Below are 20,079 nucleotides of genomic sequence, written 5' to 3' on the forward strand. Positions count from 1 at the left end.
ACCTAACCCACCATGCGCCGCAATTGGCTCGTCGCAACCGAAAGCGCAGCAAGATCGTGTTGCCCGGATGCCTCGATCTCGGCGAGCGCGAGAGTGGACCTCTCGATTCTCGACGCATTCCTCTCTTCCCACCGGGAGAGTTTTTCCGCTGTCGAGTCACCCGCTTGCGCGTCGGCCAAGACGTCGAGGGTCAATGCCCGCACCGTCGAGTACAACTCGTCACGCAACGACAACCTGGCCAGCGCGTTCCACTTTCCGTCCTTGCTCAATGCTGACACTCGATTGAGCATCGGGACGAGCCCAACATGCTCACCGAGCCGGAAGTAAAGCTCGCCGGTCTCCGCGATTGTGCGATCGGCGAGGTCCGCGATCTCCACCACGTCCAGCAGCCCGAACTGGTCGAGCAGGATCTCCACTCGCCTGACCAGGTTCTCCGGCGCGCCCTTGTCCGTGATGAGGACAGTTCGCGCAGCCAGGTTCCGCTGATCTGCACCTACCAGCCAGCCATCGAGTTCTGCCGATGCCTCGGCGATGCGATCACCGAATCGGCTGATCTCCGCCCCGACGGCCAGCGGTTGGGGCCGACGCGTCAGCATCCACCGTGACGCCCGGTCGAGCAGTCGCCTGGTGAGCAGGATCAACTCGTCGGATACGGCTGTCGAGATCGAGGCTTCTCTGATGTCGCGCCACAACTCCCACAGGCCGAACACCTCGGAGACCACGGTGAAGGCCCTTACTGCGTCCTCCGGATCAGCGCCGACCTCTTCACCGAGCCGATACACATAGGTGATGCCTCCCCGATCGATGACGTTGTTCGTCAGGACCGTCGCAACGATCTCGCGCCGCAGTGGGTGCCGGTCGAGGGCATCGCCCCCTGCATCTCGAACGCCCTCCGGAAAGTAGTTCACCAGCGCCTTGCGGTAGATCTGGTTGTCGATCGAGCTTCCCGCCAACAGCGTGGATTTCAGATCGAGTTTGACGTGGGCCATCAATGTGGCGAGTTCCGGCGACGTCAGTCCCGTTCCCGTCTTCTCGGCCGCAGCGAACTGTTTCTTGGTCGGAAACCCTTCGATGACGCGGTCGACGATTCCGCGAGCCTCGAGGCTCGAAATCACTCTGCCGTGCACACCGATCATCGCCCCCGCATCCGCGCGCGTGGTGCCCATCAGTTGGTTCTGTGAACGGTTGTCTGCAAGAACGAGTTCGGCGACCTGATCGGTCAGCGATTCGAGTAGCGCAACGCGATGTGAGTCCGCGACGACGCCTGAACTGATCAGGGAGTCGAGAAGGATCTTGATGTTCACCTCGTGATCGGAGCAATCGACTCCGGCCGAATTGTCGAGGGCGTCGGTGTTGACCCGCCCGCCGCCGCGTGCGTACTCGATCCGTCCGGCCTGGGTGAGGCCGAGGTTGCCTCCTTCACCGACCACTCGCGCACGCACTTCGTTGCCGTTCACCCGAACGGCATCGTTGCTCTTGTCGCCGACTTCGAGATCGGACTCGGCGGACGCCTTGACGTACGTTCCGATGCCGCCGTTCCACAACAGATCTGCCGGGGACCGCAGAATCGCCCGAACTAGTTGCGGTGGAGTCAATTCGGTGACGTCGTCCTCGAGGCCCAGCGCCTGTCGCATCTCGTCACTGATCGGAACGCGCTTCGCCGAGCGCTCCCACACTCCGCCGCCGGCACTGATCAGGGTCGGGTCGTAGTCGGCCCACGACGATCGTGGGAACGAGAAGAGACGTGATCGCTCGTCGTACGAGCGCTCCGCTGCCGGGTTCGGGTCGACGAACACGTGCCGATGATCGAACGCCGCGATCAGGCGAATGTGATTGCTGCACAACATTCCGTTACCGAAGACGTCACCGCTCATGTCTCCGATCCCCACCGCGGTGAAGTCGTCGTGCTGAGTATCGACGCCGAGCTCCCGGAAGTGCCGCTTGACACTTTCCCAGGCGCCCTTCGCCGTGATACCCATGGCTTTGTGGTCGTAGCCGACCGATCCGCCGGAGGCGAAGGCGTCGCCGAGCCAGAATCCGTACTCCGCAGCAACTTCGTTCGCGATGTCGGAGAACTTTGCAGTGCCCTTGTCCGCGGCGACAACAAGATATGTGTCGTCTCCGTCGTGGCGAACGACCCGTCGCGCTGCGACAACGGCGCCGCTCTGCTTGTCGACGTTGTCGGTCAGATCAAGTAGCCCGCGAATGAAGGATCGGTAGCAATCGATTCCGGCCGCCAATGCAGCTTCCCGGTCTGCGTCTGCACCCAGACCTGGAACCGGCGGGCGTTTGACGACAAATCCGCCCTTCGCGCCGACAGGCACGATGACTGCGTTCTTGACTGCCTGCGCCTTCACCAGTCCCAGCACCTCGGTGCGGAAGTCCTCTTTCCGATCCGACCAGCGCAAGCCGCCGCGAGCGACCGTACCGAAGCGAAGGTGCACACCTGCGACATCGGGTGAGTACACAAATATCTCGAACTTCGGACGAGGGAAAGGCAATACGGACAGCTGCTCCGAATCGAACTTCAGCGATAGTGCGCCGAGCGATTCAGTGGGATAGACGAAATAGTTGGTACGCAACGTGTTACGGACCAGTTCGGACAATGCGCGCAGGATCCGATCGGCGTCGAGTCCTTGCACTTGTGCCACAGCCGTTTCCACCTCCGCTGCTGCGCGTGCGCCCCGATCACCGTCGACGGCGTCAGGATCGAAACGACTCTCGAACAATTCACACAGACCGCCGGCGATCTCGGGATGATCGGCAAGTACCTCGGCGACACGACTGTTGCTGTACGGGAATCCTGCTTGCTGCAAGAACTCCGCGTATGCCCGCAGCACCACTACCTGTTTCCAACAGAGTCCCGCGATCGCGACCAATTCGTTGAACGAGTCCGGCTCGGCCTCGCCGCGTCGAACCGCGGCAAATGTCGCAGCGAAGCGCGCGGCAAAGTCGTCGAAGCCGTCAACAGGAGCATTCGGATAGTCGAGCGTGAACTCGTAGATCCAGGCCTGTTCCGACCCCACCGGGACGAGCTCGTACGGACGCTCGTCGACCACGTCGACGCCCAGGCTCTGCAATACGGGCAGCACCTCGCCCAACGAGAGCGGATCACCCGATACGTACAGCCCGAGACGGTGAGTACCTGGTCCGTCGACAGATCGGGCCAACCGTGGACTTACTTCTCCGGGCGCGAGGCCCTCGAACACCGCCATGTCCTCGGCGGCTCGGACAGCGTCGAAATCCTGCTTGTATGCCACCGGAACTCGCTCGGCGAACCGAGCACGCCTGCGCCGCTCGTCGTAGTGCGAAGCATCCAGAACGAATCGCTCGTCCCATGTCAGGCACGCGTCAACGACGAGGTCCCGAATCTCCCGTGCTTGTCGCGCCGACGCGAAGTTCGCGCCGCCGCCGACTGCGGCCGTGAAATGTACGACGGCCAAGGGGGATTCCGAGACTCGACTGGAGAACTCGATATTGCGGGCACCGAGTGCGTCGGCGAGTACCGACTCGGCCGTTGTTCTGATCGTCGTACTGAACTTCTCGCGCGGAACGAAGAGCAACGCCGACAACTCTTGGTCCGGCCCAGCCGCAGGAGAACATCCCACCGGTTGCAAGAAAAGATGGATCGACGTGCGGCCGTCCACCGAAGTGAGTTCGTCCAGCGCGTCCGCGATTCGGGCCGGCTCGGCTGCAAACAGCACTGTGATCGGGATCGACTGGATTACTGCCAGCATCGATTGTCCGACAAACGAATCGACGGTGGATCCGGAGGCATCGAAGATGTCTGCGACACGTCCACGCACGAGCGGGGTTCGTCGAACATCCGAGACAAGGCCGGTCGCGGTCAAGGACCCGATGAACCGGTACGCACGGTCACCGACAGACACATCGATCTCGGTGGCGTAGGCGGAGCCACCGAACCCTTGCCCGAGAGACACCACCCCGACCGAGAGGGGCGCCGCTTTCGAATCCGAAGAGCCGGTTGGATCGGGGAGCACGCCGAGAGTCTTCGTCTCCTCGCCGTCGATTGTCCGCGCTCCGCCGACGACGCTGAAGTTTCCGGCGCTGCACCACCGGAGGAAGTCAGCCTCTTCTGCGTGGCCATCCGAGTCCAGTTGCTCGCGAGCCTCGTCGACAAGATCCCGCAGGGGTAAGGAATCGCGGAAGGCATGCGCGATTCGGTCGAGGATTCCGTCGACGTCCTCCGCGATCACCTGCGCCTGCTCGTCCGAACAATGTGCGGGTAGTCCTATGTGAATCCATGATTCGGTGCGCTCACCAATCTGGGCGCCTCCGGTGCTGTGCGCCGGTTGCACGACTGTGCCAAGCACGGGGTGCACCACGAATTCCGGTTCCATGCGAGCGCGGGCGAGTGTCGCCAGGACCGCTTCGACGAGCTGCGGCATGTCGTCGCCGACGTATTGAATCGCCGGGCCGTCCCCTAACTCCCCGGCCGGCGCGAGTCGCGAGATCGACGAATTATGTCCTCGCCGACGCGAAAGGTCCATGTGCGCGGCGACGATCGCACGCTTGCGGTCTTCAGCAAGCGCAGCGTATCGATCCGCCGACAAGCCCTCGAAATACGTACTGGACACCCTCCTCACATTCTCGGAGTCCGGTGTCATGTCGACTGAAACGAGGCTCATGTCAGCACCTTCCGCCGAAAGCCACGCTGCTTCCGACTTGTAGGGGGTTCGATCCGCGATCAACTTGTCTATACAGGAGTAGACAAGTTGATCATTGCAGAACGTGAGCCGCGACACAACAGCTACACCTCTGGACAAATTCGCCACCCTCGGCCATAGTCAGTCCATGCCAACTAGTGGCAATTTGATTCCATTAGATGAAATTCGTTAGTCACCTCGCCTCGAAGGAGCCCCCGTGACCACCCAGACCGCGCCCGACATCGACAACATTGATCTCGCAGAGTTCCGCAGCACCGTCCGAGCCTTCGCCAACGCCGAGGTTCACCCCGGTGCGGCCGCACGCGACGAGTCAAAAGAGTTCCCGGCGCAGCTGGTCAAGCGCCTCGGGCAGCAGGACCTGATGGGCATTTCCGTGCCGGAGGAATTCGGCGGACTGGGTCTCTCGACACGAACCCAACTGGTCGCCATCGAGGAGGTTGCACGCACCGACGCCGCTCTGGCGTCGATCTACACCGCGCACTACCTGGGCCTCGAGCCGATTCTCGTCGGCGGCTCCGAAGAGCAGAAGCATCGCTGGTTGCCCCAGTTGGCTTCAGGCGAACTACTGGCCGGCTTCGCACTCACCGAACCCGACGCCGGATCCGACATCGCGTCGATGCGTACCGTCGCTCGACGCGAGGACGACGGCTGGCATCTCTCCGGATCCAAGACGTACATCTCCAACGCGAAGGAAGCCGACCTGGTCGTGCTCTTCGCCAAGACGGACCCGAGCGCAGGATTCCGCGGCATCACCGCCTTCGTCGTCCCCAAGGGCACTCCGGGAATCAGTTACTCGGAGCCGCAGGACAAGATGGGAATTCGTTCAGCTCCGACATACACCGTCTACCTCGACGACGTCGTGTTGCCGCTCGACTCGGTGATCGGCACCGAAGGTCGCGGCGGCAACATCGCCTTGACCGCACTGAACCGAGCGCGCATCGACGTAGCGGCAATGGCGAACGGCATCGCTTTGCGCGCTTGGGAACTGGGACGTGAGTACGCAACGGAGCGAAAGCAGTTCGGCACGCCGATCTTCGACTTCCAGGCAATTCAGCTCCTCCTCGGTGGCTGCGATGCACAACTGGTCGCATCACGCGTCACCGCAGACTGGGCCGCCGACGTCAAGGACGCCGGCCAGGACATCCGTCGCGCCGCATCGATCTCGAAGTACGTTGCCACCGAAGCCTGCTTCTCGATCGTCGATCAAACCGTGCAGATCCACGGCGGCGCGGGATTCATGCGCGAATCGGAAATCGAACGCCTGTACCGCGATTGCCGCATTCTCCGCATCTTCGAGGGCACCTCGCAGATCCAACTGCTCACCATTGCCGGCAACGCTCCGTCGCCGCGTTCCACCGATTTCTGAAAGGCGCGGACATGTCTGCACTTCCCCCACTCGACGGCATCCGGGTCATCGACCTCTCTCGCGTCCTCGCCGGACCCTACTGCACCGCACTGCTTTCCGACGCCGGTGCGGACGTCGTCAAGATCGAATCCGAACACGGTGAAGACTCGAGGCACCTCGGCCCGTTCCGCGACGGTGAAAGCATCTACTTCAACGTGCTCAATCGTGGCAAGCGTTCGGTGGCACTCAACCTCAAGAACGACGAGGACCGTGAGGCGCTGCTGACGCTCATCGAGACCGCCGACGTCGTCGTGGAAAACTTTCGCCCTGGCGTCACCAAGCGCCTGGGAATCGACTACGAGGCTGCGCGGGCTCGCAATCCGCGGATCGTGTACGCGTCGATCTCCGGTTTCGGCCAGGACGGCCCCATGTCCGGCGCCGCCGCCTACGACCTTGTAGTCCAGGCTCTTTCGGGAATAATGAGCATCACCGGCTCGGAAGAATCCGGGCCGACACGGCTGGGCGAGTCGTTCGGAGACCTGGTCGCCGGGCTGTTCGCTGCCTGGGGAATCAGTACCGCCCTGCTGAGCGCGCGGGCGACCGGGCTCGGGCAGCATCTGGACGTCGCGATGTTCGACAGCATGCTCGCCATGCTGCCGACAGCACACAGCCAACTGCAATCCACCGGGCTCACTCCCCCACGCGTCGGCAACCGTCATCCAGTGTCAACACCGTTCGACACCTATCGGGCCGACGACGGACTCTTTGTCCTCGCAGTTGCGAGCCAATCCGGCTTCGAGAAATTGGCGCAGACGATGAATCGCATCGACCTGATCGCAGATCCTCGATTTGCCGACGACACCGCCCGGACTGAGAACGAGCCGGCACTGCGCAAGGAGATCGAAAACTGGGCTGCCGGAATGACCGTCGCCGACGTGGTCGGCATTCTCGGCGACGTGGGCCTCGCCGGCTCGGAGATCTGGGACGTTCAGCAGGCACTCACCTCCGCACAGGCCGAGTATCGCGGAGTCGTCGAATCGTTCGAGCACCCGGTAGCAGGAAAGATCTCCTACGTACGACAACCCGTCGTCTTCGGTGAGAGCCGACGTCCAGGAGTTCGCCGCAGCCCCTTGCTGGACGAGCACCACGGTGAGGTACTGCCGGGGTCGCGATAGATTCAGCGCAGACATCCCTCGGCACTTGGAGTAGGACATGGCCCCCGGCGACGTGACCCGCAGCGCGAATCGCACGTTCGAACTTCTCGGTGCGATCGTCGAGCATGGCGGGTTGACGCTCGGCGACGCCGCCAAGGCAACCGATCTGGCAACCAGTACCGCGCTTCGCCTGATCAGAAGCCTCGAACAAACCGAGTTCGTCGTTCGCGGCGAGGACAACGTCTATCGCGTCGGCCCACGGCTACTGCAGATCGGAGCTCGCGCTCTCGGCGACAATCAACTGTTGCCGAGAGCCCGGCCCGCGATGAAAGCCATCGCCGAAACCACGAGGGAGTCGACCTACCTGTCGACGATGGGACCGAAAGACACTGCGCTGTATCTCGATCAGATCGAGGGCACGCACGCGATCCGCCACATGGGGTGGGTGGGCCAGAGCGTTCCCCTGAACGGCACCGCCGTCGGCGCTGCGTTGAGCGGCAAGGTCGGTGAGAGCGGATACGCCATTGCGCACGACACCATCGAGGACCACTCGACCGGAGTTGCCGCGCCGATCTACAACGCAGTCGGTCAGATAGCCGGAGCGCTCAGCGTCGTCGGCCCGACATTCCGTCTGACGGACGAGGTCTGCGCCAGCCACGGTCGTGTCTTGGTGGAGCACTGCGCCCGGCTGTCCGCGGAACTCGGCAGCCAGACTCCCTGACCACCCCGAGCACTTGGCGATTCAGTCTCGTATCCGAGACAATGTGGTGTCCCCGCTCCCACTTCCGCCCTACCTCTAAGGACACACCCCACATGACGACGAGCCGCGTGAAATCTGCTGAGCGCGTGCTCGACGTGCTAGATCTCCTGGCCCGCCGGGGTGTGCCGCTGGCGACCGCGGACATCTCCAGCGCCCTCGACCTGCCCAAGAGCACGACGCATCACCTACTCAACGTCATGCGGGATCGACGGTTCGTCTCGTACTGGGCTGATCAACGCGCCTGGACTCTGGGTGTCTCGGCGTTCGAAGTCGGTGCGTCGTACATGCGATCCGGCCCACTGCACCGCGAGGGCCAACGATTCATGCTGGCACTCACACAGTCGACGGACGAGACCTCCCACTTGGCGGTACTTCAGGGTTCTGACGTCATCTACCTCGATAAACGTGAACCGCTCAAGCCGGGCGTGCGGTTGGTGACCGAAATCGGGACCCGCCTTCCGGCGCACCTCACAGCAGTCGGGCGGGCGATTTTGAGCCGTCTGGATGCGGAACAGATCAGCGCGCTCTACGAGGGATACACCTGGCCGACGCGGACCGGAACGGGACCGTCAACCCTTGCCGAACTGCGAGAACTGCTCGCCGCAGCACGCGAGAGCGGGTATGCGGTCGAAGAGAATGCGACGACGTCCGGGATAAATTGCATCGCCAGTCCTGTGATCACGCGGGACGGCCGTCCGGTCGCAGCTCTCGGCGTCACCTTCCTCTCCGGTTCCAAATCCGCCGAGGAGAGTGCACTGATCGCCGACCGAGTACGCACGGTCAGCGCCGAGTTCTCCGCTGACCTCGGGGATCGAATGGTGGAGACCCCGACCGCCGACATGTAACAAATTTCTCCGCTGTGTACTTCTCGGGCCTTGTTTTCGTCTCATATTCAAGACTAGAGTCTCGTATACAAGACTTATTGAATCACTGCCGCATCATTGGAGTCCCATGAACGCCACCCCTGCTGCCCGAACAGCCACCCGAACCATCCAGGTCGGAATCGGCGCTGTCACCATCGCCGACGTCGTCGACGTCGCACGAAACGGTTACGGCGTCGCGTTGACCGCCGAGTCCCTCGCCGCGATCGCCGAAAGTCGTGCACGCATCGAAGCCCTGGCCGCAGACCCCACGCCGGTGTACGGAGTTTCCACGGGATTCGGCGCGCTTGCCACCCGGCACATCCCGGAGCATCTACGGACGCAGTTGCAGCGCAGCCTGATCCGCTCGCATGCGGCAGGTTCGGGGCCGGAGGTCGAACGCGAAGTGATCCGGGCCTTGATGCTGCTACGCCTGTCGACGCTCGCCACCGGACGGACCGGAGTGCGCCCCGTGGTCGCGCAGGCGTACGCCGACCTACTTACCGCAGGCATCACTCCGGTGGTGCACGAATACGGCAGCCTCGGATGCTCGGGAGATCTGGCACCACTGGCGCACGTGGCGATGGCAATCATCGGTGAAGGTTCCGTTCGCACCGCCGACGGTGAACTCACCGATGCGGCAACGGCATTGGCCGACCATGGCCTCGAACCGGTGGTTCTAGCCGAGAAGGAAGGCCTCGCACTGATCAACGGTACCGACGGGATGCTCGGCCAATTGGCCCTCGCGATCACCGATCTCGATCATCTACTCAAGCTGGCCGACATCGCTGCCGCGATGAGCGTGGAGGGTCTGCTCGGCACCGATCAGGTATTCGCCGCAGATCTTCAGGCGCTTCGCCCCCACCCCGGACAGGGTGCAGCGGCCTCGAATATGGTGCGGTTGCTGGCCGCCTCCCCGATCGTCGCCAGCCATGCTGGCCCTGACTGCACCAGGGTTCAGGACGCGTACTCACTGCGGTGCGCTCCGCAGGTCGCCGGCGGCGCACGTGACACCGTCGATCATGCCCGCCTCGTCGCCGGACGCGAATTGGCCAGTGCTGTCGACAATCCCGTTGTCACCCTCGACGGGCGGGTTCGGTCGAACGGCAACTTCCACGGCGCTCCCGTGGCCTACGTCTTGGACTTCCTCGCCATCGTGACCGCGGACGTCGCGGGCATCAGCGAACGCCGCACCGACCGCTTCCTCGACGTTGCGCGCAATCACGGCCTGACTCCCTTCCTCGCCGACGACCCCGGAGTCGACAGCGGACTGATGATCGCGCAGTACACGCAAGCTGCCGTCGTGTCCGAACTCAAGCGACTCGCGAGCCCCGCCAGCGTCGATTCGATTCCTTCCTCGGCCATGCAGGAAGATCACGTCTCCATGGGATGGTCGGGTGCACGCAAGCTCCGCCGGTCCATCGACGGTCTCACCAGGGTTCTCGCCATCGAGATACTGACTGCAGCACGAGGAATCGATCTCCGGTCCCCACTCGAGCCCTCCCCCGCCACCGGAGCGGTTCTCCGGACGCTACGCGAGAAGGTGCAGGGTCCAGGTACCGATCGCTTCCTGTCGCCCGAGATCGAGGCGGCAGTGGACTTGGCCGCATCCGGCGCACTCGTTGCCGCCGCGGAGAACGCGATCGGTGCCCTGGCATGACCGCGCCCGGAGCGCTGAGGCCTCGTCCTCGACCCGAAATCGAAGCACTTCCTCGATACTCCAAAGCAGCCGGCCTCGAGCAGGTTCGGTGGCGGGCGTCGAGCAACGAGTCGACGGTTGCACCCTCGGCCGCAATTCTCGACGCCGTCAATCTCGCGGCGTCACAATCACACTTGTACCCGTCGTTGTTCGGCGACACGCTGATCGCCCGGTTGAGCGATCGCCTGGGCGTCGGCGACGACCAGGTGTTGGTCGGCGCCGGGTCGTTGGCACTGCTCCAGCAGGTATTGACTGCGTACACGGGTCCGGGCACCGAAGTCGTCTACCCGTGGCGCAGCTACGAGGCGTACCCGATTCTGATCGGAATCGCCGGAGCGAGCGGTGTACCTGTCGCACTCGATTCCGAACATCGGCACGATCTGAGTGCGATGGCGGCAGCCGTGACTCCGCAGACCCGCGCAGTACTCGTCTGCAACCCCAACAATCCGACCGGAAGCGAGTTCTCGACCGCGGAGTTCGTCTCGTTCGCCCGCTCGATCCCAGGTGACGTCCTCATCCTTCTGGACGAGGCTTACCGTGAGTTCGCGACCAGCGATGTCGACGGCGTTGACCTGCTTCGAGCCTTTCCCAACACCGTCGTCTTCCGAACCTTCTCCAAGGCTTACGGATTGGCCGGCCTGCGTGCCGGCTATGCCATCACCAACTCGGCGATTGCAGCGGACCTTCGTAGCGCGGCGCCCCCCTTCGGTCTCAGCGCAGTTGCCGAGGCCGCGGCCTGCGCAGCGTTGACCGATCCGGCGCACACCGATTCGATAGTCGAAACGGTAACCGAGGGTCGCGCTCACCTACGTGAGCAATTGGCTCTGCGCGGCGTCGAGTCCGTCCCCAGCGGAGCCAACTTCGTCTGGATCCCGGTCGGCGAGAGAGCTTCTGCACTCGAAGCGGCTTGCGTCGCCCAGGGTGTCTCGGTCCGGATGTTCCCTCGTGAGGGGGTTCGGGTCACCGTCGGCGAGCGGGCCGCAGAGGACGCCGTGATCTCTGCTGTGGACGCTCTCGCACACAACCTTTGACCGACTGGAGAAAAGAATGTCCGTCCACGAACTTGCTCGGTCGATCGGTTCGAGTCGCCTGATCACCGACCCGGCGGTAATGGACTCGTACCGTCGCGACGAGGCCCATCTCGCCGAACCCGGCCATCCGGTAGCCGTCATGCTCGCCGAAACAGCGGCCGACATTTCCGGGGCTCTGAAATGGGCTACTGCTCACCGTATCCCGGTGGTAACCCGCGGTGCGGGAACCGGTTTGGCGGGCGGCGGGGCAGCCGTCGAGGGCTGCCTGGTCATCTCGACCACTCGCATGCGCTCGATTCTCGAGGTCAATCCGGACGATCAGCTCGCTGTCGTGGAGGCCGGGGTGATCAACGCCGACATCAGCCGAGCCGCAGACGAGTACGGGCTGATGTACGCCCCGGATCCGAGCAGTTTCGAGATCTCCACGATCGGCGGGAACATCGCCACCAACGCTGGTGGACTTCGATGCGTGAAGTACGGCGTCACCCGCGATTCAGTCTTGGGCCTCGAGGTGGTACTAGCCGACGGTCGGATCGTACGCACGGGAAGAAGGACCGTCAAAGGTGTTGCGGGATACGACTTGACCAGTCTTCTCGTCGGCTCGGAAGGAACTCTCGGAGTCGTCACGAGCGCCACCCTCAAGTTGCAGCCCAAGCCCAAGAGAGCACCGGTCACCGTCGTCGGCAGTTTCGATTCTCTCCGCTCGGCAGCGGACGCAGTTGCCGCGGTCGTTCGTGACGGGATCGGGCCGAGCCTGCTCGAACTGATCGATCGAGCAACGCTTCGCGCAGTCGACGACTGGAAACGAATCGGATTGGAGGACAACACTGCCGCGATGCTGATCGCGCAGACAGACGGGGTCGACGCCGAAGCAGCAGCAGCGGCGATGCAGAAACACTTCGAGCAGGCCGGCGCCGATTTTGTCGCCGTCTCGCAGGATGCATCGGAAGCCGCGCAGCTACTCGAGATCCGCCGGCTCGCCTACCCGGCGTCCGAACGTCTCGGGCAATGCCTCGTGGAAGACGTCGGAGTTCCGCGGTCGAAACTGCCCGACATGCTCGAAAGTATCGACCGGGCCGCTGCCGAGCACTCGGTGAAGATCATGACGGTCGCCCATGCGGGTGACGGCAACGTCCACCCGACGTTCGTATTCGACCGCACCGAAGACGGCTCGGCCCCCGAAGCCGTGTGGACCGCCGCGGACGAGGTCTTCCGACGTGCTCTCGAGCTCGGCGGGACTCTGACCGGAGAGCACGGCGTCGGCGTTCTGAAGCGTCGCTGGCTCTCTCTCGAGCTCGGCGAGGACAGCATGCAACTGCACCGATCGATCAAGGCCGCGTTCGATCCGCTCGGAATCCTCAACCCGGGTAAGGGTTTCTGATTCCCGAGTGGTGTTACACAGCATTTACGTGAAAACGGGTTCCGGGTATTGACGCCTGTATATACAGGCATATACATTTATCCGCAGTGACAGTGACCCAGCGCACAGAGCGCCGAGCAACAGGCACAAAGCACGAAGAAGGTGGGCAATACCCCGACGTCGATTCCGTCGCTCGACGGGCTCGCAGCAGAAAGACAGGCCTATGACTCACGATGGACCGGCCGAGGTCATCCTCACTCCGGAACGACGCACTATCGACGTCGTCCCGGATGCAGAACGACACGGCACCCCGCGCAGCCAGTTCACTCTCTGGTTCGGCGCCAACATGCAGATCACTGCAATCGTCGACGGTGCCCTCGCCGTCGTATTCGGCGCGGACGCCATCTGGGCGATCGTCGGACTTCTGATCGGCAATATCTTCGGTGGCGCTGTCATGGCGCTGCACTCTGCACAGGGTCCGCGCATGGGCCTCCCCCAGATGATCTCGAGTCGCGCCCAGTTCGGCGTCAAGGGAGCCGTCGTCCCGCTTGTTCTGGTCATCCTGATGTACCTCGGCTTCGCTGCCACGGGCACCGTGTTGGCCGGCCAAGCCGTCAACAAGATCCTGCACATCGACAGCCCCACCGTCGGCATCGTCGTCTTCGGTCTCCTCACCGCATTCGTCGCGGTCACCGGCTACAAGCTGATCCACATCGTCGGCAAGGTCGCGACCGTCGTCGGCATCGTCGGATTCTCCTACCTGGCCGTTCGACTGTTCCTCGAGTACGACGTCGCCTCATACGTCGGCATCAAGGGCTTCGACATCGTCACCTTCCTGCTCGCGATCTCGTTGGGTGCCGGTTGGCAGCTCACCTTCGGCCCGTACGTGGCCGATTACTCGCGGTACCTGCCGCGAAGCACCTCCGAGAGCACCACGTTCTGGTCGACGTTCCTCGGCAGCGTCATCGGATCACAGTGGTCCATGACCTTCGGCGTCCTCGTCGCGGCCTGCGCCGGTGATGCGTTTCTGGGTAACCAGGTCGGTTTCATGGGAGACCTGGCCGGGCCGGCCGCCATCGCCTTCCTCATCTACTTCGTCATCCTGGTCGGCAAGCTGACGGTGAACGTGCTCAACGCCTACGGCGGATTCATGTCGATTCTGACCACCGTCACAGCATTCAACGGACAGTCACGAATCTCGAGCACCGCACGCACCCTCTACATCCTCGGTTTCACTGCGATCTCGGTACTGATCGCGATCGCCGCCAGCGCCGACTTCCTGGACAACTTCAAGAACTTCGTCCTGGTGTTGCTGATGGTGTTCACGCCGTGGAGTGCGATCAATCTGATCGACTACTACCTGATCTCCAAGGAGCGCATCGACATTCCGGCGCTCTACGACGTCAACGGTCGATACGGAGCCTGGAACTTCACTGCCTTGGCCTGCTACGCCGCAGGTGTTCTCGCCCAGATCCCGTTCCTCGCACAGAAGATGTACACCGGCCCCGTCACGGACATGCTCGGCGGCGCCGACATCTCTTGGATCGTCGGGATCGTATTCACCGGCCTGATCTACTACCCACTCGCCAAACGCACCAGCAATCCGCCTGCGTCGATGATCTACCCCGATCACACCACGATGACCGACTCTCGAGTCTGATCCCCCACCACTTTTCGAACTTCAGTACAGCTGGAACTTCAGCGAGCAAGGAGAACACAATGGAAATCAGCACCCCCGGCCACGAGCCGCGCCCCGTCCGTGCTCCCCGCGGCCCCGAGCTCACGACGCTCGGTTGGCAGCAGGAGGGCGCCCTGCGCATGCTCATGAACAACCTCGATCCCGATGTTGCCGAGCACCCGGACAGCCTCGTCGTCTACGGCGGAACCGGTCGCGCAGCACGTAGTTGGGCCGCATTCGACGCCATGGTCGCCACGCTGAAGACGCTGAAGAACGACGAGACCATGCTGGTGCAGTCCGGCAAGCCGGTCGGCGTCTTCCGCACCAACGAGTGGGCACCGCGAGTGCTGATCGCCAACTCCAACCTTGTCGGTGACTGGGCCAACTGGGAGGAGTTCCGCCGTCTCGAAGACCTCGGCCTGACCATGTACGGCCAGATGACCGCCGGCTCCTGGATTTACATCGGCACGCAGGGAATCCTGCAGGGCACCTACGAGACCTTCGGCGCCATCGCGAAGAAGCGCTACAACGGCTCACTCGCCGGAACCATCACCCTCACTGCAGGTCTCGGCGGCATGGGCGGCGCTCAGCCACTCGCTGTCACGATGAACGACGGTGTCGCGATCTGTGTCGACTGCGACATCACCCGCATCGACCGTCGTATCGCCCACAAGTACCTCGACACCAAGGCCGACAGCATCGAGCACGCGCTCGAACTGGCGACCGCGGCACGTGACGCCAAGAAGCCGCTCTCCATCGGCCTCGAAGGCAATGCGGCAGAGATCTTCCCGGCGCTGCTTGAGATGAAGGCCCCCATCGACATCGTCACCGATCAGACCTCGGCGCACGATCCACTCGCCTACCTGCCGATCGGCATCGACTTCTCCGACATGAAGATCATGTCGGAGAAGGATCCACAGAAGTTCACCGAAGATTCCCGCAACGCGATGGCCGCGCACGTCAAGGCCATGGTCGGATTCATGGACGCCGGCGCCGAGGTGTTCGACTACGGCAACTCCATCCGTGACGAAGCCCGCAAGGCCGGCTACGACCGCGCTTTCGACTTCCCCGGATTCGTTCCGGCCTACATCCGCCCGCTCTTCGAAGAAGGACTCGGCCCCTTCCGCTGGGCAGCGCTCTCCGGTGACCCCAAGGACATCGAGGCCACCGACAAGGCCATCCTCGAACTCTTCCCCGAGAACGAGCACCTGCGGCGCTGGATCACCATGGCAGGCGAAAAGGTTGCCTTCGAAGGCCTTCCGGCCCGCATCTGCTGGCTCGGATACGGCGAGCGTCACCTCGCCGGCCTCAAGTTCAACGAGATGGTCGCCTCGGGCGAGCTGTCCGCACCGATCGCCATCGGCCGCGATCACCTCGACTCGGGATCGGTCGCCTCGCCGTACCGCGAAACCGAATCGATGATCGACGGGTCCGACGCCATCGCCGACTGGCCGCTGCTCAACGCCCTGGTCAATACCGCGTCCGGCGCTTCGTGGGTTTCACTTCACCAGGGTGGCGGCGTCGGTATGGGACGCTCCATCCACGCGGGTCAGGTGTGCATTGCCGACGGCACCGAACTCGCAGCCAAGAAGCTCGAAGCAGTTCTCACCAACGACCCCGGTATGGGCGTCATCCGGCATGCGGATGCAGGATACGACCACGCCATCGACACGGCAGCCACGCGCGGCGTTCGTATCCCGATGACCGAGAACTGAACCAGCTCCACCACCTCACCCTGAGTTAGGAATTACATTGACCACGAATGGTTCTCGAACCACAGTTCTGACCAACATCGGAACCCTCGTCACCAATGACCCGACTCTGGGTGAGGGCAAGCTCGGCGTACGACACGACGCGGCAATAGTCTTCGACGACGGCGTTGTTGCTTGGGTCGGCGATTCCGCCGACGCCCCGGCTGCCGATATCGGTCAGGATATCGGCGGTCGGGCCCTGCTTCCCGGCTTCGTGGAGAGTCACTCACACCTGGTGTTCGGTGGCGAGCGGGCCGAGGAATTCGCGGCTCGCATGGCCGGCGAAAAGTACGCCGCCGGCGGCATTCGCAACACCATCGAAGCGACGCGCTCGGCCACCGACGAGCAATTGCAGGCCAATGTTCGGCGCCTACTCGCCGAATCCCTGCGCTCGGGCAGCACAACCGTCGAATGCAAGACCGGGTACGGGCAGAACACCGAGAGCGAACTACGCAGCGCGCTGATCGCGGGGCAGTTCACCGACGAGGTCACACTGCTGGCCGCCCACGTTCCACCACCCGAATATGCCGGCCGCGCCGATGATTACGTCGCCATGGCGTGCGACGAGATGATCCCTGCCTGTGCGCCACATGCGAAGTGGATCGATGTCTTCTGCGAGCGAGGGGCATTCAACCGCGAACAGGCACATGCAGTCCTGAGCGCAGGCGTCGCCGCCGGGCTGATCCCCCGCGTCCACGGAAACCAACTCGGCGAAGGGCCAGGAGTCCAGCTCGCCGTCGAGATGGGTGCCGCGTCCGTCGATCACGTCACCTACGTCACCGCCGAAGACATCGATGCCCTGGCTCAGAGTTCCACCGTCGCAACACTGTTGCCCGGCGCCGACTTCTCCACCCGCAACAAGTACCCCGACGCCCGCGCACTTCTGGACGCCGGAGTCACCGTAGCTCTGGGCGCCGACTGCAACCCCGGCACCTGCTACACCACCAGCCTTCCGTTCTGCATCGCAATTGCGGTGCGAGACATGCATATGACGCCCGCTGAGGCGGTCTGGGCAGCCACTGCAGGTGGCGCCCGCGCGCTACAACGTACCGACGTCGGAACCCTTTCTCTCGGAACACGTGCCGACGCCATCGCGCTCGATGCACCGTCGTACCTCCACCTGGCCTACCGCCCGGGCGTGCCGCTGGTGCGCGAGGTCTGGAAAAACGGCGCACTCGCCACAAGCTACTGAAATACACTCAACGGGAGGCCGTCGTGGCACATCAGATCGCAGTCGACATCGAACCCAAGCCGTGGACCGGCCGCTCCGACGGTATTTCTGCCGAGCATCTGCGGTGGCATCATGCCGTGCAACCGTATTCAGTCGAAACCGCACCCGGTGACTGTGTTCTGATCGGGTTCTCCAGCGACGAAGGAGTCCGCCGCAACAAGGGCCGTCGCGGTGCCGCGGACGGCCCGGACGCGTTGCGAGCCGGGTTGGCTTCCATGGCGCTGGCCGAACCGCTGCAGATTCAGGATGTGGGAACCGTTGCCGTGTCGGGTGAGGAACTCGAGGCCGGTCAAGCCGCACTCGGGAACGCAGTCAGCGCTGCGCTCGATTCGGGACACTTCCCCGTGGTTCTCGGAGGAGGACACGAAATCGCCTATGGTACTTACCTCGGCGTCGCGGGCTCCAAGTTGCGGACCGCCGGAGCCAAACTCGGAATCCTCAACTTGGATGCGCACTTCGATCTACGTGGCGATCCGATCCCCAGCTCCGGCACGCCCTTTCGTCAGATCGCCGAGGACGAAGCCGCGGCCGGTACCTCGCATCAGTACAGCGTGATCGGAATCAGCCAGCCCAGCAACACCACTGCTCTGTTCGACACGGCCCACCGTCTCGGCGTTCGCTATCTGCTCGACGAAGAATGCGGAGTGATCGATCGAGGCGTCGTGGATCAGTTCCTCGCAGACTTCCTCGACGACGTCGATCTGGTCTACCTGACCATCGACCTCGACGTACTTCCTGCCGCCGTGGCGCCGGGCGTCAGCGCACCCGCGGCCTACGGTGTCAGCCTGGAAACCATCCAGTACGTATGTGATCGAGTCACGTCCAGCGGAAAGCTCGCGGTTCTCGATGTCGCCGAACTGAACCCGAGCCTCGACATCGACAATCGCACTGCCCGGACCGCTGCTCGCCTGATCCACCGGATAGTCACCAAGCACGTGCCGGTTCGGCGCTAGCCTCGGCGTGCCTCGAGCGCATCGAGGATGAGATCTAGACCGTAGGCGAACTCACTCGTGTGGTCGTAAGCCGAACTCAGACCGTGGTCGACGATCATCTCGTGAAGGAAGGGCAGCTCTTCGACAGGAAGGCGCTCGAGGATGTCACTCGCAACTTCTTCGACGTCGCCGGGTGCGCTCATCGGTAGATTCGCCTCCTGGAGAACATATCCGCCGATGTAGCTGTCGATCAGCGAGGCCCCGTGGGCGGCCATCGGCAGCGTGAACCCCGCCTTCCGGAAGACTCCGAGCACAGCGTCGAGATGACGCAAAGTCGCCGAGCCAGGGTTGCGTCGCGAATCCAGCAGACCGAGAGCCCAACGGTGCTGCGACAGGACTCTGCGAGCGGAATAGGCGCGTCCACGGATTGCATCTCGCCAATCCACACACTCACTGTCGGGCAGGTCGATCGCCTCGAAGACCGCATCGACGACGCCGTCGAGAATCGCATCTTTGTTGGGCACGTGGTGGTAGAGCGACATTGCTTCGATGCCCAATTCCTGAGCCACTCGTCGCATCGTGATGGCCTCGACACCACCTGCGTCGGCAACACGGATTGCACCCTCGATCACGCGAGTTCTGTTCAGCGACTGTCGCGGTTGCCGTGCCACACAGACTCCCCTCCGAGGAACAAATACGTTGACAACCTTACATCCGTAAGTCACCCTTACAGGCGTAAGCCAGCCTTACGTTCGTAAGGCGCTCGCGAAGGGAGATCGCAATGCCGATGCCGAGATGGTGGGGACATGTCAACAAGCGAGTGTTCAATCCGCGAGCGATCTCGAGCGGGAAGTGGCCGGTACTGACACACGTCGGACGCATATCCGGCACGACCTACCGGACGCCTCTCGACGCCTATCCGGTCCACGGCGGCTACGTCTTCATCCTGCCCGAGGCTGCTCCGCATCACCGAGTACCTTCGGATGGATCTGATTACGGCCTGAGGCTGCCACTCACGCGAGGACCTCACGCACGGCGGACCTGACTTCGTCCATGCTGCAACCGGATTCGATTAGTTCAGTACCCGTATGCACTAGCGAGTTGATCAGCTTGGCGGTGAGCTTCGGGTCCGAGACGCCACGAAGACGGAGGGCCTCGACCAGCGGAAGCACAAGACTGTCGTGCATTTCCATGATCCGCGAATCTCGAAACGTTTGCGGGGTCAGTGTCGCCAACGCTCCGACTATCGCATGCTCCCCGTCGGCAACCAATTGGAGGTTTGCTTCGACGTACGCCCATACCGGATCGTCGGCGCCTGCCATCGACTCGACGATCTTGTCGTTCCAGCGCGGGAACATGTCTTCGACGACGGCGCTGAGGAGATCTTCCCGGGACCGGAAGTAGTGGTAGGCACTCGATCTGGCGAGCCCGGCCTTCGCTGCCACCTCACCGAGCCCCGGCGGCCGGTCCGGGGCCTCGGACAGAAGAGCGTGTGCAGCGTCGAGGAGGGCGCGGCGCTGAGCAGCACGATGCTCGACCACAGTGGGCGCATCGATCCTCGGCACCGAATCTCCTCCAGTCCCCTTGCGG

The 20,079-nt window shown here is 63.2% G+C and carries 15 protein-coding genes; 12 read left to right on the forward strand and 3 right to left on the reverse strand.

The window, feature by feature from the left end; genetic code table 11:
• Positions 1 to 2: 2 nt before the first annotated feature.
• Positions 3 to 4,649, reverse strand: a complete 4,647-nt coding sequence (locus tag ACSW29_RS18165; protein WP_448277920.1) for an NAD-glutamate dehydrogenase — start codon at positions 4,647 to 4,649, stop codon at positions 3 to 5.
• Positions 4,650 to 4,884: 235 nt separating this feature from the next.
• Between ACSW29_RS18165 and ACSW29_RS18170 the strand changes: the two genes are divergently transcribed.
• From ACSW29_RS18170 to hutG, 11 genes are all read left to right on the forward strand, one after another.
• Positions 4,885 to 6,054, forward strand: a complete 1,170-nt coding sequence (locus tag ACSW29_RS18170) for an acyl-CoA dehydrogenase family protein (protein ID WP_448277921.1) — start codon at positions 4,885 to 4,887, stop codon at positions 6,052 to 6,054.
• Between the two features lie 11 nt (positions 6,055 to 6,065).
• On the forward strand, positions 6,066 to 7,208 hold the full coding sequence (locus ACSW29_RS18175; RefSeq protein WP_448277922.1) for a CaiB/BaiF CoA transferase family protein: 1,143 nt from the start codon (positions 6,066 to 6,068) through the stop codon (positions 7,206 to 7,208).
• 37 nt (positions 7,209 to 7,245) lie between these two features.
• On the forward strand, positions 7,246 to 7,908 hold the full coding sequence (locus tag ACSW29_RS18180; protein WP_166809096.1) for an IclR family transcriptional regulator: 663 nt from the start codon (positions 7,246 to 7,248) through the stop codon (positions 7,906 to 7,908).
• Positions 7,909 to 8,000: 92 nt separating this feature from the next.
• Positions 8,001 to 8,792 carry an IclR family transcriptional regulator gene (locus tag ACSW29_RS18185; protein ID WP_230815266.1) on the forward strand — a complete coding sequence of 264 codons (792 nt, stop codon included), beginning with the start codon at positions 8,001 to 8,003 and terminating at the stop codon, positions 8,790 to 8,792.
• A 106-nt stretch (positions 8,793 to 8,898) separates the two neighbouring features.
• Positions 8,899 to 10,467: a histidine ammonia-lyase gene (hutH, locus tag ACSW29_RS18190; protein ID WP_347874741.1), complete on the forward strand. Its 1,569-nt coding sequence runs from the start codon at positions 8,899 to 8,901 to the stop codon at positions 10,465 to 10,467.
• Positions 10,464 to 11,537, forward strand: coding sequence for a histidinol-phosphate transaminase (locus ACSW29_RS18195; RefSeq protein ID WP_448277923.1), 1,074 nt, complete (start codon positions 10,464 to 10,466; stop codon positions 11,535 to 11,537). Before hutH ends, ACSW29_RS18195 begins: the two co-directional genes overlap by 4 nt.
• A gap of 16 nt (positions 11,538 to 11,553) precedes the next feature.
• Positions 11,554 to 12,918: an FAD-binding oxidoreductase gene (locus ACSW29_RS18200; protein WP_448277924.1), complete on the forward strand. Its 1,365-nt coding sequence runs from the start codon at positions 11,554 to 11,556 to the stop codon at positions 12,916 to 12,918.
• A gap of 202 nt (positions 12,919 to 13,120) precedes the next feature.
• Entirely contained in the window at positions 13,121 to 14,557 is a 1,437-nt protein-coding gene (locus ACSW29_RS18205; RefSeq protein ID WP_347874743.1) for a purine-cytosine permease family protein, read from the forward strand.
• A gap of 59 nt (positions 14,558 to 14,616) precedes the next feature.
• The gene (hutU, locus tag ACSW29_RS18210; protein ID WP_069145580.1) at positions 14,617 to 16,290 is read left to right on the forward strand and encodes a urocanate hydratase; all 1,674 of its coding nucleotides are present in this window, start codon (positions 14,617 to 14,619) and stop codon (positions 16,288 to 16,290) included.
• A 37-nt stretch (positions 16,291 to 16,327) separates the two neighbouring features.
• Positions 16,328 to 17,518, forward strand: coding sequence for an imidazolonepropionase (gene hutI / locus ACSW29_RS18215; protein WP_347874744.1), 1,191 nt, complete (start codon positions 16,328 to 16,330; stop codon positions 17,516 to 17,518).
• A gap of 23 nt (positions 17,519 to 17,541) precedes the next feature.
• Positions 17,542 to 18,510 carry a formimidoylglutamase gene (hutG, locus tag ACSW29_RS18220; protein ID WP_448277925.1) on the forward strand — a complete coding sequence of 323 codons (969 nt, stop codon included), beginning with the start codon at positions 17,542 to 17,544 and terminating at the stop codon, positions 18,508 to 18,510.
• Here hutG and ACSW29_RS18225 read toward each other — a convergent pair.
• Complete coding sequence (locus ACSW29_RS18225) at positions 18,507 to 19,160, reverse strand: TetR/AcrR family transcriptional regulator (protein ID WP_448277926.1); 654 nt, start codon at positions 19,158 to 19,160, stop codon at positions 18,507 to 18,509. The genes hutG and ACSW29_RS18225 overlap by 4 nt on opposite strands.
• 110 nt (positions 19,161 to 19,270) lie before the next feature.
• Between ACSW29_RS18225 and ACSW29_RS18230 the strand changes: the two genes are divergently transcribed.
• Positions 19,271 to 19,534 carry a hypothetical protein gene (locus ACSW29_RS18230; RefSeq protein WP_448277927.1) on the forward strand — a complete coding sequence of 88 codons (264 nt, stop codon included), beginning with the start codon at positions 19,271 to 19,273 and terminating at the stop codon, positions 19,532 to 19,534.
• On the opposite strand, the gene ACSW29_RS18235 is transcribed toward ACSW29_RS18230, so the two are convergent.
• Positions 19,503 to 20,054 carry a TetR/AcrR family transcriptional regulator gene (locus ACSW29_RS18235; RefSeq protein WP_448277928.1) on the reverse strand — a complete coding sequence of 184 codons (552 nt, stop codon included), beginning with the start codon at positions 20,052 to 20,054 and terminating at the stop codon, positions 19,503 to 19,505. The two genes, ACSW29_RS18230 and ACSW29_RS18235, sit on opposite strands and share 32 nt — an antisense overlap.
• Positions 20,055 to 20,079 lie beyond the last annotated feature (25 nt).

It is taken from the genome of Rhodococcus sp. GB-02 (genome assembly GCF_053470465.1).

Coding starts and splice junctions, on each gene's coding strand:
- ACSW29_RS18175 (WP_448277922.1), top strand. CDS start 6,066: ATGTCTGCACTTCCCCCACTCGACGGCATCCGGGTCATCGACCTCTCT.
- ACSW29_RS18205 (WP_347874743.1), top strand. CDS start 13,121: ATGACTCACGATGGACCGGCCGAGGTCATCCTCACTCCGGAACGACGC.
- hutH (WP_347874741.1), top strand. CDS start 8,899: ATGAACGCCACCCCTGCTGCCCGAACAGCCACCCGAACCATCCAGGTC.
- ACSW29_RS18165 (WP_448277920.1), bottom strand. CDS start 4,649: ATGAGCCTCGTTTCAGTCGACATGACACCGGACTCCGAGAATGTGAGG.
- ACSW29_RS18195 (WP_448277923.1), top strand. CDS start 10,464: ATGACCGCGCCCGGAGCGCTGAGGCCTCGTCCTCGACCCGAAATCGAA.
- ACSW29_RS18200 (WP_448277924.1), top strand. CDS start 11,554: ATGTCCGTCCACGAACTTGCTCGGTCGATCGGTTCGAGTCGCCTGATC.
- ACSW29_RS18185 (WP_230815266.1), top strand. CDS start 8,001: ATGACGACGAGCCGCGTGAAATCTGCTGAGCGCGTGCTCGACGTGCTA.
- ACSW29_RS18230 (WP_448277927.1), top strand. CDS start 19,271: ATGCCGATGCCGAGATGGTGGGGACATGTCAACAAGCGAGTGTTCAAT.
- hutU (WP_069145580.1), top strand. CDS start 14,617: ATGGAAATCAGCACCCCCGGCCACGAGCCGCGCCCCGTCCGTGCTCCC.
- ACSW29_RS18180 (WP_166809096.1), top strand. CDS start 7,246: ATGGCCCCCGGCGACGTGACCCGCAGCGCGAATCGCACGTTCGAACTT.